General features: G+C 42.0%; 11 protein-coding genes. 3 read left to right on the top strand and 8 right to left on the bottom strand.

Features of this window, described 5'->3' with window-relative positions:
- Positions 1-402: 402 nt before the first annotated feature.
- The 5 genes from FRX45_RS17180 to FRX45_RS17160 all read right to left on the bottom strand — a co-directional run bounded on the left by FRX45_RS17180 (position 403) and on the right by FRX45_RS17160 (position 7237).
- On the bottom strand, positions 403-1434 hold the full coding sequence (locus FRX45_RS17180; RefSeq protein ID WP_152269688.1) for a GntR family transcriptional regulator: 1032 nt from the start codon (positions 1432-1434) through the stop codon (positions 403-405).
- 94 nt (positions 1435-1528) lie between these two features.
- Complete coding sequence (locus FRX45_RS17175) at positions 1529-3793, bottom strand: DUF7133 domain-containing protein (protein ID WP_152269687.1); 2265 nt, start codon at positions 3791-3793, stop codon at positions 1529-1531.
- 120 nt (positions 3794-3913) lie between these two features.
- Positions 3914-5098, bottom strand: a complete 1185-nt coding sequence (gene nagA, locus FRX45_RS17170) for an N-acetylglucosamine-6-phosphate deacetylase (protein WP_152269686.1) — start codon at positions 5096-5098, stop codon at positions 3914-3916.
- Positions 5099-5134: 36 nt separating this feature from the next.
- The gene (locus FRX45_RS17165; protein ID WP_152269685.1) at positions 5135-6460 is read right to left on the bottom strand and encodes a sugar MFS transporter; all 1326 of its coding nucleotides are present in this window, start codon (positions 6458-6460) and stop codon (positions 5135-5137) included.
- Between the two features lie 33 nt (positions 6461-6493).
- Entirely contained in the window at positions 6494-7237 is a 744-nt protein-coding gene (locus FRX45_RS17160; protein WP_152269684.1) for a glucosamine-6-phosphate deaminase, read from the bottom strand.
- 177 nt (positions 7238-7414) lie between these two features.
- On the opposite strand from FRX45_RS17160, the gene FRX45_RS17155 reads away from it, so the two are divergent.
- Positions 7415-7633, top strand: a complete 219-nt coding sequence (locus tag FRX45_RS17155; RefSeq protein WP_152269683.1) for a hypothetical protein — start codon at positions 7415-7417, stop codon at positions 7631-7633.
- Positions 7633-7917 carry a hypothetical protein gene (locus FRX45_RS17150; RefSeq protein ID WP_152269682.1) on the top strand — a complete coding sequence of 95 codons (285 nt, stop codon included), beginning with the start codon at positions 7633-7635 and terminating at the stop codon, positions 7915-7917. Before FRX45_RS17155 ends, FRX45_RS17150 begins: the two co-directional genes overlap by 1 nt.
- 21 nt (positions 7918-7938) lie before the next feature.
- On the opposite strand, the gene FRX45_RS17145 is transcribed toward FRX45_RS17150, so the two are convergent.
- The 3 genes from FRX45_RS17145 to FRX45_RS17135 form a co-directional block, all read right to left on the bottom strand.
- On the bottom strand, positions 7939-9255 hold the full coding sequence (locus tag FRX45_RS17145) for an alpha/beta hydrolase family protein (protein ID WP_193311751.1): 1317 nt from the start codon (positions 9253-9255) through the stop codon (positions 7939-7941).
- A gap of 21 nt (positions 9256-9276) precedes the next feature.
- Entirely contained in the window at positions 9277-9816 is a 540-nt protein-coding gene (locus tag FRX45_RS17140) for a glycosyl-4,4'-diaponeurosporenoate acyltransferase CrtO family protein (RefSeq protein WP_152269681.1), read from the bottom strand.
- A 164-nt stretch (positions 9817-9980) separates the two neighbouring features.
- Positions 9981-10343, bottom strand: a complete 363-nt coding sequence (locus tag FRX45_RS17135; protein WP_193311750.1) for a helix-turn-helix domain-containing protein — start codon at positions 10341-10343, stop codon at positions 9981-9983.
- A 161-nt stretch (positions 10344-10504) separates the two neighbouring features.
- On the opposite strand from FRX45_RS17135, the gene FRX45_RS17130 reads away from it, so the two are divergent.
- Entirely contained in the window at positions 10505-15385 is a 4881-nt protein-coding gene (locus FRX45_RS17130; protein ID WP_152269679.1) for a DEAD/DEAH box helicase, read from the top strand.
- Positions 15386-15521: the final 136 nt, after the last annotated feature.

The following is a 15521-nucleotide window of genomic DNA, read 5'->3' as shown; positions in this document are numbered from 1 at the left end:
CGGGTTCCGGGATCAGAAGGAATAAAATCAACAATAAAAATGTGCATCCGAAATAGAGAAGCGGTTTTTTATAAAAAAAAAACTTCGGAACCAAAAAATAAGCGTTGAAATAAAAGAGTGGAACCAAAAAAAGATTGATGGCTAAAAACCAGAGCGGATAGCCAAATATATGTGCAAATTCTTTGGTCCCCGTACTGAAACCAGGAGAAAAAATAACAGGCAGCAAAAGATATAATGCCCAGCAAGTAATATGTATAACAATTGTAATCGCCCGCTTGTTCATGATACCTCTTTCAAAATATATCAAAAATAAAGAAAGCCATATGTAAGCAGGCGTTTATAGATAAACGCCGGAAATGTACAGATCAAACCAATAAACATACCTATGAATAATTCCGGGAATTACAACGACGCTCTCAGCGTAAGTTTAAAGGGCACTTCAATATGTTCCTTGGCGCCGGATAATATTAGTTCGGCCGCTTTTACACCCATTTGATGAAAATCTGTTGATATGGTGGTTATTCCGTTTAAAATTATTTTTTTCATAACGGTTTCATTATAAGAAATAACACCAATGTGCTTGCCTATTTTATATTTCATGGAAATAAGCCTTTCAATGAGTATAACAAGGTCGGCTTCCATAACATTAATGTACACTTCGCCGCTATTGATGGGCTCTTTTGCAATATCGTGTACCACTTTATGTGTAAAGGCGTATTCCTGGCAAAACCGGTTGAACCCTTTTAATATTCCTTTGGGATAATAACTTTTTTCAGGGAAAATAATTTTTAGTGTATGGTATTTGGCCAACTGCTTCAATGCCTGCTCCAGCGCATTATAAATATCGTTCTCAAAATTTTCATATACCGCGCCATATTCGCCATTTACGCCAGAGATTTTTTTATCCAATAATATCAGCTTATGCCTGGGGATGGTATTGATGATTTCATGCGCATTTTCGCCCCCTTCAATAAAATGCGGGATAATCACAAAATGCGAATAATCTTCTTTGGCATTCCCCAATAACTTTTTAAAAAGGGCGAAATCATTATTATAAATGTAAAAATCAATAGCAACATGCTCACCCAATGTTTCCACAAAACCATCGTATATAATTTTTTTATGGGCACTCAACTTATTAAACAACAGCATTACATGCTGGGTTTGTTTAATATCATCATTAACAATATAGTATCCTTTACCGGGAACTGAACCCAACACACCCATTTTTTTAAGATGCTTATATCCCTTTTCGGCAGTATCTCTCGATATCTCCAGTTCAAAACTGAGCTCATTGATAGAAGGTACCAGGTCATCTTTTTTTAATTTTCCTGCTTCTATAGCATTCAATATGGAGTGGGTAAGCTGCAGGTACTTGGGTGTAGCGGAAAATTCATCAACATGCACATGCTCAAAAAAATGACTGAATTTCATCCCTATATTTTATGTTTCTTATATAAACAGCAAATATAAAGTATGTGCCTGTTATATGGGTTAACAGTGTAGAAGCATTCCAGCCTGCACAGGCCTACTTTTTTGAGCTTCCTTCTTTTTCCAATTCTTCCAGCGTCCAGGGATCCCATCTTCTTCCTACCACATCACGCACCTTTTTTATATCTGCGGGCTGTATAACTGAAGCCGAATTGCCGAGATTGGTGCGTAAATAACTGAGTACAGCAGCCAGCCATTCATCATCACTATTTAACATGGGCGGCATAATGCTGGGATAATCTTTTCCATCTACAGGACCGGTTAATCCGCTTAAAACGATGCGGATCAGTTTTCCGGGATCACCGTTCACACGTTTTGAACCTGCTAATGGTGGCGCTATCATTCCTGATCCGCCAAATTGCAGTCCTTTGCCATTGGCTCCGTGGCAGGAAGAACAAAGAGATTTGAAATTTTCCGCACCCTTTAATACTAAGGCCCTGTCTGCCTGCTTAAGGTGATCGGTTTGTACCTCTACAGGCAGGCTTGTAGTAAGATGTCCAATGGTCATTTGAGCGGCCTGGTACACCATACCCTTACGATTGCTGTCTGTTTTAATCATCACCTCAAGCATCGGCTTTGCTTTTTCGGGTGTACTGTAACGTAATGATTGTGCCAGTTGTGTGCGCACATCTGTATCAGGATCGTTGATCAATTTGGTTAAATGCAAATACACATCCTGGCCTTTCGTTTTAATATAAGCTTCGCTGATCCATACAGCCATGCGCCTCAGTTCCGGTGATTTATCCTTCATCACCTGCCATAAAAAGGACCTGTCTACGGCCTGTAATCCCTCCAGCGTCCATAAAGCGTGTATACGCCCGAGTAACGAAGGCTTATCCTTCCAGAACATAAGATCATCCCCAAAAGAAGGTTCATCCAGCACCATTTGTTTTAATGCCGGAACAACAGATTGTTCATTACGGACGATGAGTAATTTCTGTGCATTGTCGCGCCACCAGCCATTGGGATGTGAAAGGTATTTTACCAATTGTGCCGCCGATGCATTCAGCATGTTTGGTTTTCGCGCATCAGGCGGAATAGCTTCATGAACAACCCGGTATATTCTTCCCCTGCCAATATTCTTATCCAAACCAAAACGTTGTATCTGCGGCCGAAGATAGGATTTGGGGCCTGTCCAGTTTCCTTCCTGTATAATACCCCTGTACATGTCAACAATATACAGGCAACCGTCTGGACCGGTTGTCATATTTACCGGACGAAAATTCATGTCGGTGGAAGCTATAAATTCAGCTTTATCATATGCATTCTTCACTACCCGTATGCCATTTTTGTTCAGCACTTTTGCACGGCGGATCAACCTGCCCACAGGTTCGCAAATAAAGAGATCGCCTTTCATGCCTGCCGGAAGCCTGTCGCCCCGAAAAATAGTTTGTCCGCATGTAGCCGTAAAATGATTTAGTGTACTGTCGGCACGCAAGCGTTTGCTACCACCTTCCACATCGGGAGTGGCTATTATAGGCCAGGGAGAGTGAAAATCGCCTTCATACTGATCGTTCTCAAAATCAAGCTCGCCATAGGCTGGCATTTGCTGAAAACCCAATGCCGCCACTTCACCACCGGCCGAAGAAAGGAATAATCTTCCATAATCATCGTTGCCTAATCCCCATTGCCCGCCGGGTACATCAGTAAGACTGTCAATCTTTAACTGGTCACCAGTCCATTTATACCTGATTTGCCGGCTGGTATATATCCAGTTATCCAGATTCCATACCAACCCGCTTTTCTGGTGCTCAAGGTTACGGGTATCAGGAGTATCGTTGTGGTATACCCGCACTTTTTCATCGGCTATACCATCGTTCGTTGTATCCCTGTAAGTGTATAAATTGTTTGAGTAGGTTTCCTGTACAATCAGCCTGTCATCTAATGTAAGCATCATGCGGGGTAACACCAGGCTGTCAACAAACACTGTTCTTTTATCCATTTTGCCATCGGCGTTTGTATCTTCCAGCCGGATGATCTGGCTAAGGGGCGCATTTTCATTGGTAGCCTCAATATCCTGCATGTAGGTAAGCATTTCAGCCACATACATTCTTCCATTGCCATCCCAAACAACAGCAACCGGTTCTTCAACCATAGGCTCGCCGGCTACCAGCTCAATCCGGTAGCCCTCCGGAAGATGCATGGCTTTCATGCTCTCTTCCGGGGAAAGTGCTACTGGTGAAGGATTTTGGATAACGGGCGGTTGTAGTACAGGTTTTTCAGGAATGTTGTTATCTGTATTTTTACAATTGAAAGTTGTGGCAATCAATAAAAAAATAAAAACAAAATTTGTTTTATTCATTCGGGAAGGGGTGAAATTTATATGAACTAACCCAGAGGATAATACATGCTACAAAGTACATAAAAACCGTTTAATATGCATCCTGTACCTCCATGTAAATTTTATACGGTTTATTCTTTATCATTTACGCTGGTACACCACCCTTCCTTTTATTATTGTCATTTCAATCCGAATATTCTTATCAAATAAAACAATATCAGCATCTTTACCAGCCTCAAGCGCTCCTTTTTTATCCTGCAAGCCCATAATCCGCGCAGGGGTAGCAGTAATCATTTGTATGGCTTTTTCCAGGGGCAGTTCCGCCATATTGATCATAGTCCTTACGAGACGGTCGGCCGTTGCTACGCTGCCTGCAAATGAAGTGCGGTCGGGCAGTTTTGCTACCCCATCTTCCACAATTACTTTTATACCATCGTTAATATTGCCCAGCACGCTCTCACCTTCAGGCATACCCGCAGCACGCATAGCATCCGTAATTAAAGCCGTTCGGCCGGCGCCTTTAATTTTATATACCAGCTTCAGCAACGGAGCTGGCAGGTGAACACCATCTGCAATGATCTCCACATCCATATCATCGGTGAGAAAAGCGGCTTCAATTACGCCTGCATAGCGAAAAGCATTACGCCTGGTAACGCCCGACATGGCAGAGTACAAATGTGTAGCCAGCGAATAACCCGCTTTAAACGCTTCGTACGCTTCTTCATATATGGCATCGGTATGTGCCATGGCAGGCAGTATACCTTTGGTCCGGATATATCTTCCAAACTCAATCGCGCCTTTCAATTCCGGCGCAGCACTCCATCGTTTAATGGAAGAAGAATGAGCAAGAATTTCTTTATATTCCTCCGGGTCGGGATTGCGTATATAGCGCGGGTCCTGCGCCCCCCGCTGGTTCATGGCAAAATAAGGACCTTCAAGGTGCATGCCCATAAACTGTGCGCCATTGATATTTTTATCTTTTGCCGCTTCGTAAGTATCAAGCGTTTGAAGAATACCTTCCTTATTGCTGGTAAGACTGGTTGGCCACATGGCGGTAGTTCCATAGCGGGCATGTGTTTCAGCAATGGCCAAAAAGGCTTCCACACTATTATCCATAAAGTCGTGCCCGCCGCCGCCATGTACATGTATATCAATAAACCCGGGTGAAACATATAATCCCTTCGCATCTATGGCAGCAACATTTTCTACTTCTATATTATTTTCACTAACAGCAGTAATCGTATCTCCTGTAACCAGTACCGAACCATTATTAATAATTCCCCCGGGGGTTATTATTTTGCCGTTGTATATTTTCAACCCTTGCATGATCCGGTTTTTAATCTTTAAAAAATAGCAGCCTTTTTATAAAGACCATCTTTTTACACGATGCCCGTAAAAAGCATAAAACACAAGGTACAAATAGCAGGGAAACAATACCCAGTAGGCTGTGCGAACATCGTATACATCGGCCATCCATCCATAAAAAAGCGGCAGAATAGCATTACCGCATAAGCCCATGATGAGCACCGAAGCCCCCAGCTTTGTAAATCGCCCCAAACCATCTAATGCCAAAGGCCATATGCCCGCCCATACCAGTGAATTGGCCAAACCAAGCAGCACCACAAACCATATGGAAATATCAGCCGTATGCCCCAACATTGTAATTTGACCGTTTACAAAAATGATAAGCAATGTTAAGGACAGTCCCAGCAGGGTACACAACCTTAATACAGTTACCTGGCTGATGTATTTGGGAATGCAAATAATGCCCAGTATATAACCACAAATGGTAGCAAATAAGGTATAAGAAGGAAAAACTTTGGCTTCCAGCAAATTGATATGCATGGAATTGGCATAACCGATGATGGTATCAATAGCGATAACCTGTGTACCTACATGCAAAAAAATGGCCACCGCACCGAGAATGAGGTATGGAAATTGAAATATACTTTTCTTACCAGCGTTAGCCGCAGCCACTGCTGTACTTTCCTGCTCCGTATTAATTTCCGGCAATGGCGAATAACGTACCACCAGTCCCAGGGCCAGCAATACCGTGCCCACACAGGCATAAGGAACAATCACCCGCCTGATCAGCTCATCCAAAGCGGCACTTTTTTCCATTTCACTCATCGTGCCTATGGCGTTGAACAATTCCGTATCTGTTGCTTTTAATACTACCGCAGCAAACAGCAGCGGAGCCAAAATACCTGCGCCCTTATTACATATGCCCATAATGCTGATGCGCTGCGCCGCACTTTCTTTAGGACCTAAAACAGTAATATAAGGATTGGCTGCTGTTTGAAGAATGGAAAGTCCTGTACCAATGGTAAACAATCCGATAAGAAATATCTCATAGGTTCTGCTCAGGGCTGCCGGCAAAAAAATAAACGCTCCTGCCGCCATTACCCAAAACCCCACCATGATGCCTTTTTTGAATCCTATTTTTTTTAACAGGAAGGATGATGGAACCGACATTACCAAATAGGAAATATAAAACGCAAATGCAACAAGGTAAGACTCAAAGTTCGTTAGCTCACAAGCTATTTTAAAATAAGGAATAAGGATAGCGTTGATCCACGAAACAAATCCGAAAATAAAAAACAGCAGCCCGATGATCAATATGGAAATAACCGTATCGCGTTTGGTTAAAGCGCTAACATCTACGGTTTTGGTTAAAGCAGTACTCATAATATAAATAGTAACAATTCTTTTAAAAAGGGGTTAATTGCTGTTGGAAAGAAATGCAGCCGACATCCTGTCTAAGTAACAGGTACAGGCAACATGCGTTTGCAATATGCTTGCGGGGTAGATATTACTTACCTTTTGTTCCACTGTATTTCTTACAGCAGCGGCTTTGCGGCCATCGGGCACCGAACAAATGATATGCTTTGATTTTAATATTTGCTTTACAGACATGCTGATAGCTTGCTTTGGTACTTCCTCAACAGCGGCAAACCACCCCTCTCCCATCTGTTGTTTGCGACACATTTCATCCAGCTCAACCACAATATATGGCTCTTCTGTTTCAAAATCAGCAGGCGGATCATTGAAAGCAAGATGCCCGTTCTCCCCTATACCTACAAGCGCCACATCAATGGGATGCTTCGCGATCAGTTCGCCAAGGCGTTCACATTCGGCTATGGGATCCGTTTCGCCGTTTACCAAATATGCAGCTTTGAGCGGCGGCACCTTGGCCAGAAATCTTTCCTGCAAATATTTTCTGAAACTGGCATTGTGCGTTACCGGTAGCCCGATATATTCATCGAGATGAAACATGACCACTTTACTCCAGTCAATACTTTTCTCTGCTATCAATTGATTAAGGGTCTCAAACTGGCTGGCGCCTGTAGCCAGGATGATATTAGCGCCGCCATTCTTTTCAATGGCTTCACAAATGAGAACCGCAGCATCTTTACCGGCTGCTTCGCCCAATTGCCGGGGGGAATTGAAGGTTTTTATATTCATTCTAACAGTAATTTTCATTGAATGCAGCCCGTTAAATATAGTGGAAAACCTGACTTTAAACAAACCGGGGAAAAGCTTTTTAGAAAGACATCAGAAAATTGTAGATTTGTTTAAGCATTTTTCATAAAATAAAAGGTTTGTTTCCGGTAAAAGTGTCTAATTAAAAAACTATCTCCTATGTCTGAAGTATTGCATTTAATCATAAAAAAAGCATATGCAGCTTCTTTGATTGAACATTTGCGAAAAGAAGAAGCTATTGAGATTGTTGAAGAACCCGTAACTGAAATTCCCGAATGGCAAAAGGACGCAGTTCGAAAAACGTTACTGCAGGCCCAACAGAACCCCGGCTCATTACAGGCCTGGAATGTTGTGAGGCAAAAATATAAAACCGCCTGATGCTTAACGTTATCGTCCTTTCAGAAGAGGCGACTGAAGATATTGATAAGGCGGTCAAATATTATGACGAACTTTCCAATGGACTCGGTCTCGAATTTGTAAATACGCTGGATATTTATTTCAAAAAGATTGTCAGTGTACCAACCGCTTCTGCTATTCGCTATGATAATGTACGGGTGAAGTTTATTGATACCTTCCCATTCACTATTCATTTCACTATTGCTCCGGATAATCTTATTATCATACTTCGGATTTTTAATACCCACCAGCAACCTTTCTGGTAAAACATTACATAAAAATAACACTCACCCTTTCAGCCACCGGTCGAACCAGGCAAAGGCCTCTCCCTGCATTTGCTTATCAAATTTGTGCGGACCGGGGTAATAAGAACATTTATAACGGTCTTGCGCACCTGCTTTTTTATACACCTGTTGCAGTATTTCATCCGCTCTTTTCATTTCAGACAGGGTATACAGCTCATCTTCATTGTCATTTAAAACCATAGTGGGCAGCGGCGCCCTTAACCCCAGTATTTCCGGGAAATCCAGCTCATTTGGTAGCAGGGGTACATAGGTCATCCAGGTATGGGTAAATGATTTATGTAAAAGAAAATCTTTCCAGGTAGTCATAAAACCAACACAAACCGCGCATTTGATCCTTTCATCTAACCCGCCCATGAATACGGTACGCATACCGCCACCCGATAACCCCCCACAGCCAATGCGACTGGCATCCACATCTTTTCGTGCACACAATACATCTAAGGCTTTCTGATCTTCTGCAAAAAATACACCGGGCCAGGTAGTGCCGGCGCTGAATAACGATTTAGCCATGATATGCTCGTGTTCCGCAGCCCATTTGTTATACGCTTCTATGTTTTCAGGTTTCTCCGGATCATTGTCATTTAACCCTTTGCGCAAATGCTCAGGCACATCCTGCAGCATTACCCTGCGGCTGGCAAAAGGAAAGGCATCCGAAACCATTACCACATACCCTTTTTTAGCCACTTCATTTGCCCAGGCAGTACCTTCATAAGATTCCTGCTGATGCGCAACGTCTAAGGGATGGCGTTCATCGGAAGTTCGGGTTATTTTGCGGGTGCCGAAATATTTATTGCCGCCATGGTCATGAAACGCCAGGATGCCGGGCAAACGCCCTTTTTGGTTCAGGGGTTTTAATACTATGGCCTCTGTTGGCCTGCCATAAGGTAACTGCCAGCTTATTTCCTCAATATGCAGACCATCATACTCATATTGTTTTTTTACATTCACAGCAGGCGCCCCTTCAATAACAGGAATGGCTAACCGTTCCCGCAACCGGGTTCGCGCAGCTTTTCTCCACTCACCAATATGTTTCCATTCCTTTTTGCGGAAAGAAAAAGCAGGTAACTTGTTTTGTGTTAAACCGGCAGCCCATGAGCCATAAATGCCGATCATACTCAGTTGCGTTTCATCAAATGCGTTATTTTTTTCAGCAGACATCCTATTGATATTTGAAAAGGGTGAGTTCAATTGATCAGAAAAATCCTTTACTGCAGCAGCCCCTTTTAACAGGCTACTTCCTGCAACACCAAGCCCCGTAAGCCCGGTTAACTTTAAAAATTTTCTGCGTTTGTTTTGCATAGTCATTATTGTTGAATGAAATTACGTATTCTGCCGCTTAACCAGCATCTCAATTCTCATACGGTTATATTGCTGCAGGAACATGGGGTAGATGTTGTATAATATATTGCTGATGATAAATGTCAGCGCCCACCAGTAATCAAATTGCAGGAAGGCATAAACGGATGCGGCCAGCATAAACACCAATACTATAAAATGAAATCTTTCGTAAAAATAAGTACGCTGTATATATGCCTCCCTGTTTTTATAGCCGCGGATGATCCTGTGTTCCGGGTATTTTTTCCTGATCAGCCTGTTGATCATATCACCATCCTGGCTAAACCTTCTTACCGTTAGGATGCCAAGTTTTCTATAGAATTTCGTTGTTTTGCTCAATTGCATACGGTCAAAAAAACGGTTAGGCACAAATGCTGCCAATACACTCAATCCTAAAAAAATATACACCCATACCCGGTCCATCTCCGTAAAACAATATACGGTAATGGGTGTCAGGTGAATAACAGACCACACCAGGTTGGGTATCATATTATAACCCGCTGCAAGTTTTTCGGATGAGTACACGCCATTAATTTACTGAATTTCTGTAAAATGAATGCTTTCGGCTAAAACAGACTTAATGGAATGGCATATCCCGAGGTGGAATAGTATCCCGAAGATGAACGCTGAAAACAAATCCGCGGAAATCCGCGGGAGATAAATGTCCCACGAAAATCTGAGTAAAGTCTTTATCTCTTCTTTCTTTTGGCAGTTGTAAGATTTTGAAAGCGCGCTTTTAAATTTTCAATTTCCCGCTTTAAGCCATCAATCAGTGACATCAATTCTTCAATATCACTTTTAGTGGCAAAACCGTAAGCTTTATTAGGATCTTCTACTTTACTTTCGATGTTCTGCTCCTGGAAAAAATAGGAGACATCTACTTCAAGAATTTCTGCTATTTCCTCAACCCTTCCGATAGAAGGATCAGTTTTGCCTGTTTCTATTTTGGAATAAGCGCTGGTAGAAATGCCTAATTCGCCCGCCATATTTTGCTGGCTATAATCTTTGCTTTCCCGCAGCTTTCTTATCCGGTATCCTATTTTGTACTTCACCTCACAAATTTCCTTTCAGGTAAGCACAGATTTTTTCCTTTAATAACCTTTATATTTCTTTAAAGTTGATAAATTATCTTTAAAGTATATTTTTGCTCTTTTACGACACAAATTGTAACTGAACGAAATCCCATAAGCCAAATCCCACATCAACAATTCGAATGACTTTTAATACACTGCTTGACAAATACCGTACTATCTCTTTTTCAGAGAAAGATAAAGGCGAACGATTTGAAAGATTGATGCAGGCATACCTGCTTACCGATCCTCAGTATGCGAACCGTTTGAAAAAGGTTTGGCTATGGAATGAATTTCATGGCAGGAATGATTTGGGCGGAAGCGACACAGGCATTGACCTGGTTGCTCAAACGCTTGATGGTGATTACTGGGCAATACAATGCAAATGCTTCCAGGAAAACGCAGTGATTGACAAACCTGCAGTTGACAGCTTTCTGTCCACATCGGGCAGGAAGTTCAAAAGTGAAGACTTGCAGACAGTCGGTTTCTCCCACCGGCTTTGGATCTCAACAAGCAACAAATGGGGGCCGAACGCAACAGAAGCCATCCGGAACCAGCACCCTGCCGTAACCAGGCTGAATCTTCACGATTTACAGGAAGCGCCGGTTGACTGGGAAAAATTAGATAAAGGTATTCATGGCGACGCTTCCCGCACACCTAAAAAATCGCTGCGCCCACACCAGAAAGAAGCGCTCAATAGTACACACCAATATTTCAAAACTGCCGACCGCGGCCAGCTTATTATGGCTTGCGGAACCGGTAAAACTTTGAATTCGTTACGTATTGCTGAAAACGAAACCAATGGCAAAGGGCTGGTTTTATTTTTAGTTCCTTCCATTGCTTTATTAGGGCAAACGCTCAGGGAGTGGTCCTCAGATGCCAATGAGCCGATCCATGCCATTTGTATCTGTTCAGACCCGGAAATCACCAAAAAGAAAACGGAGAATGATGATAGTGATAATTTCAGTGTTGTAGACCTGGCTTTACCCGCCTCCACCAACAAGGGGGATATCATCCGACAATTCAACCATATCCGGACCAATCCCCCGGCGGGAATGACGGTAGTGTTTTCCACCTATCAGTCCATTAAAGTAATAGCCGAAGCGCAAAAAGAGATCATCAAGAACGGGTTTGGCGAATTTGATTTGATCATTTGTGACGAAGCGCACAGAACCACAGGTGTAACCCTATACGATGAAGATGAATCTGCCTTTACCAAAGTGCATGATAATCATTTCATCAAAGCCAGGAAGCGGCTGTACATGACTGCCACCCCACGCCTGTACAACGATGATACAAAAAGCAAAGCTGCACAGGCGGAGGCGGTTTTATGCTCAATGGATGATGAGCGGTTATACGGAAAAGAGATTTACCGGATAGGTTTTGGCGAAGCGGTAGAAAAAAATTTGCTCAGCGATTACAAAGTGCTGATCCTTACCCTTAGTGATAAAGATATACCGCCTGCCGTGCAGGAAATCATTGCTGATAAAAAAAGTGAGATCAATACTGATGACGCTTCAAAGCTTATCGGCTGCATCAATGCGTTGTCAAAACAAATTCTCGGTGATGAAGGAATAATACAATCTACCGACCCCGAACCTATGCGTAAGGCGGTTGCATTCTGTTCCAGCATTGCAGTTTCAAAAAAAATTACCGATGCCTACAACAGCACCGCAGATGTTTATCTTGACGCATTACCATATCAAAAAAAGGAGCAAATGGTATCGGTGGCATCCAAACATATTGATGGTACGATGGCTGCCCCTCAAAGAGATGAATTATTAAGCTGGTTGAAAGCAGACAGCGATGGCAATGAATGCCGTGTGCTTACCAACGTGCGTTGTCTGAGCGAAGGTGTGGATGTGCCATCTCTTGATGCGGTAATGTTCCTTTCGGCACGCAATTCACAGGTGGATGTGGTGCAATCCGTTGGCCGTGTTATGCGAAAGGCGCCGGGGAAAAAATATGGTTATATCATTATACCGGTTGTTGTTCCATCCGATGTAGATGCCGCAAGTGCACTGGATGATAACGCCCGCTATAAGGTGGTATGGACCGTGCTGAACGCACTCCGTGCACATGACGACCGTTTTAATGCAACGATCAATAAAATAGAGCTTAATAAACGCAAACCGAACAATATCCTTGTTGGCAGACCTGAATATACTTTTGATGATGATGGTATGCCGTCTATGGTAAACGAAGATGAAGCGCCTTATAATACCAGGAGCATCAGCCAGCAAATGAGCTTGCAGTTTGAGCAACTGCAAAACGTAATGTTTGCAAGGCTGGTGCAAAAAGTAGGCGACCGCAGGTATTGGGAACAATGGGCAAAGTCAGTAGCCGAAATTGCACAACGGCAAACAGAGCGGATAACAAGGATCATTAATGAAGACAGCAGGCATCACCAGGCATTTGACAATTTTTTAAAAGGGCTGCATAAAAACATCAATACTTCCATTACACAGGCGGAAGCCAACGAAATGCTTTCGCAGCATATCATTACACGGCCTGTATTTGACGCCCTGTTTGAAAATTATTCATTTGTACGGAACAACCCGGTAAGCCAGTCTATGCAAAAGATGCTGGACTTACTGGAAGAGCAATCGCTGGAAAAAGATGCTCTGGTTCTTGAAAAGTTTTATGCATCCGTAAAAACAAGGGCCTCCGGTATTGACAATGCGGAAGGAAAGCAGCGCATCATTATTGAATTATACGACAGGTTCTTTAAAACCGCTTTCCCAAAAATGGTGGAAAGGCTGGGCATTGTTTATACGCCCATTGAAGTAGTGGACTTCATTATTCATTCTGTGAGCGATATTTTACAAAAAGAATTTAACCGTAGCATCTCTGATGAAAACATACATATCCTTGACCCCTTTACGGGTACCGGCACATTCATTACACGCTTATTGCAAAGCGGACTGATCAGGAAAGAAGATATGGAGCGCAAATACAACCATGAAATTCATTGTAACGAAATTGTTTTATTGGCCTATTACATTGCAGCCGTAAATATTGAAAATGCATATCATGACATCATTCTTTCTGATGCTCCTCCGGAAGATATGAATGACAGTTATAAAGCATTCCAGGGAATTTGTTTAACCGATACCTTTCAACTGGGTGAAACGGAAGACAGCGAAAAGCTATTTTCTGAAATGTTCCCTCAAAATTCGGAAAGAGTGCAGCGGCAAAAAAAAGCTCCATTGAAAATTATTATGGGGAATCCGCCATATTCAGTAGGGCAGAAGGATTTTCATGACGATGCTCAGAATCAAATTTATCCAAAATTGGACACAAGGATTGGTAGTACTTATGCTGCAGAAACGAAATCGATGAAAAGGGCAGTTTATGATGCTTATATAAAAGCATTTCGATGGAGTACTGACAGGTTAGACAAGAATGGAGGTATTATTTGTTTTGTTTCAAATGGTTCCTGGATTGATGGTCAAGCCACCGATGGTTTTAGAAAATCTATTGAAAAAGAGTTTACATCCATATATGCTTTTAATTTAAGAGGAAACCAACGTACCAGCGGAGAATTGAGTAGAAAAGAAGGTGGTAAAATATTTGGTAGTGGTTCACGCACTCCTATAGCTATAACATTGTTGGTAAAAAATCCTGCGTCTGTTAAAAACAAGGCAACTATACATTATCATGATATTGGTGGCTATTTGGGAAGAGAAGAAAAGCTACAAATTATCAAAAATTATAAATCTTTTCTCAGTTCCAATTTACAATTGGTGCATTTAACACCAAATGAACATGGAGACTGGATAAGTATGCGTAATAATTTATTTGAGTCATTTATTTCACTTGGGGACAAAAAACACGATAAAAAAACTATTTTCATTAAATACTCTGCTGGTGTAATTACTAATAGAGAGTCTTGGGTTTATTCTTTTTCACTCAATAAGCTAAAGTTACAAGTAACAGCATTGATTGACTACTATAATGGCGAAGTGGACAAACTCGCTGAGACGCTAAAAATAAATACGAATACGAAAATTGATACAATAGTATCAAAAGATCCGAAAAGAATTAAGTGGGATCAAGGTTTAATGGAAGAAGCCATAAAACTTCGGAAATTAAATTATGAAGCTCAATCATTAAGAATTGGATTATATCGTCCCTTTTTTAAACAGAATTTGTATTTTAATAAAAATCTTAATTGGAGTCGTTATCAATTGCCATCATTAATTCCTACAGACGATTCAAAGAATCTATTAATTTGTATTTCTGGATCAGGAGGAACAAAAGATTTTTCGACAATTCTTACAAACTGTATTCCAGATCGACAAATGCAGTTTAATGGTCAGTGCTTCCCACTCTACTACTACGAAAAAAACAATTCCATCCAAAAAGGATTATTTGACGAAGACAACGACCAACAATATACCCGCAGGGATGCCATTAGTGATTTCATTTTTGAAAGAGCCAAAAAACAGTACGGAAAGAACGTAACCAGGGAAGATATTTTTTATTATGTATACGGCTTCCTGCAAAGCAAACAATACCGGGAAACCTTTGCCAACGATTTAAAGAAAATGCTGCCTCGGTTGCCATTGGTAGAGTCAGTAAAAGATTTCTGGGCATTCAGCAAAGCAGGCAGGCAATTGGCGGAGCTGCATTTGAATTATGAAACAGTACCCCCTCATCCTGATGTAAAAGTTGAGGAAGATGCGCTCTCCTCTTTGGAGGGGCTTTATACGGTAAAGAAAATGCGCTTTCCTAAAAAAGGTCAGAAGGATACCATCATTTACAACAGCCGGATCACGGTTTCCAACATTCCTGCAAAGGCCTACGAATATGTGGTAAACGGCAAATCCGCCATTGAATGGATCATGGAGCGCTACCAGGTAACCACACACAAAGAAAGCGGCATCACCAACAATCCCAATGACTGGGCGGCAGAAGTGGGTAATCCACGCTATATTCCCGACCTGCTTTTAAGCATCATCAATGTAAGTGTGCAAACAGTAGATATTGTAAATGCGCTACCTGAAGTAAAGTTTGAATAAATGTATCCTTAAAGAAATTGTGGAGGCTCCTGGCGCCTGCCCGTAATGCATCAATCCGGCCTTTCACGGGCGCTTACCCCTTTGAGCTGACACACCCATTCCGAAAGTCTGCCTTCATCAATTACCCGGACAAGCC

The sequence above is a fragment of the Agriterribacter humi genome (assembly GCF_009192765.1).
GTDB lineage: Bacteria > Bacteroidota > Bacteroidia > Chitinophagales > Chitinophagaceae > Agriterribacter > Agriterribacter humi.
The sequence above is the reverse complement of the archived record's forward strand: the minus strand, read 5'-3'. Positions and strand labels throughout refer to the sequence as shown.

Coding starts and splice junctions, on each gene's coding strand:
- FRX45_RS17180 (WP_152269688.1), bottom strand. CDS start 1,434: ATGAAATTCAGTCATTTTTTTGAGCATGTGCATGTTGATGAATTTTCC.
- FRX45_RS17175 (WP_152269687.1), bottom strand. CDS start 3,793: ATGAATAAAACAAATTTTGTTTTTATTTTTTTATTGATTGCCACAACT.
- nagA (WP_152269686.1), bottom strand. CDS start 5,098: ATGCAAGGGTTGAAAATATACAACGGCAAAATAATAACCCCCGGGGGA.
- FRX45_RS17165 (WP_152269685.1), bottom strand. CDS start 6,460: ATGAGTACTGCTTTAACCAAAACCGTAGATGTTAGCGCTTTAACCAAA.
- FRX45_RS17160 (WP_152269684.1), bottom strand. CDS start 7,237: ATGAATATAAAAACCTTCAATTCCCCCCGGCAATTGGGCGAAGCAGCC.
- FRX45_RS17155 (WP_152269683.1), top strand. CDS start 7,415: ATGTCTGAAGTATTGCATTTAATCATAAAAAAAGCATATGCAGCTTCT.
- FRX45_RS17150 (WP_152269682.1), top strand. CDS start 7,633: ATGCTTAACGTTATCGTCCTTTCAGAAGAGGCGACTGAAGATATTGAT.
- FRX45_RS17145 (WP_193311751.1), bottom strand. CDS start 9,255: ATGCAAAACAAACGCAGAAAATTTTTAAAGTTAACCGGGCTTACGGGG.
- FRX45_RS17130 (WP_152269679.1), top strand. CDS start 10,505: ATGACTTTTAATACACTGCTTGACAAATACCGTACTATCTCTTTTTCA.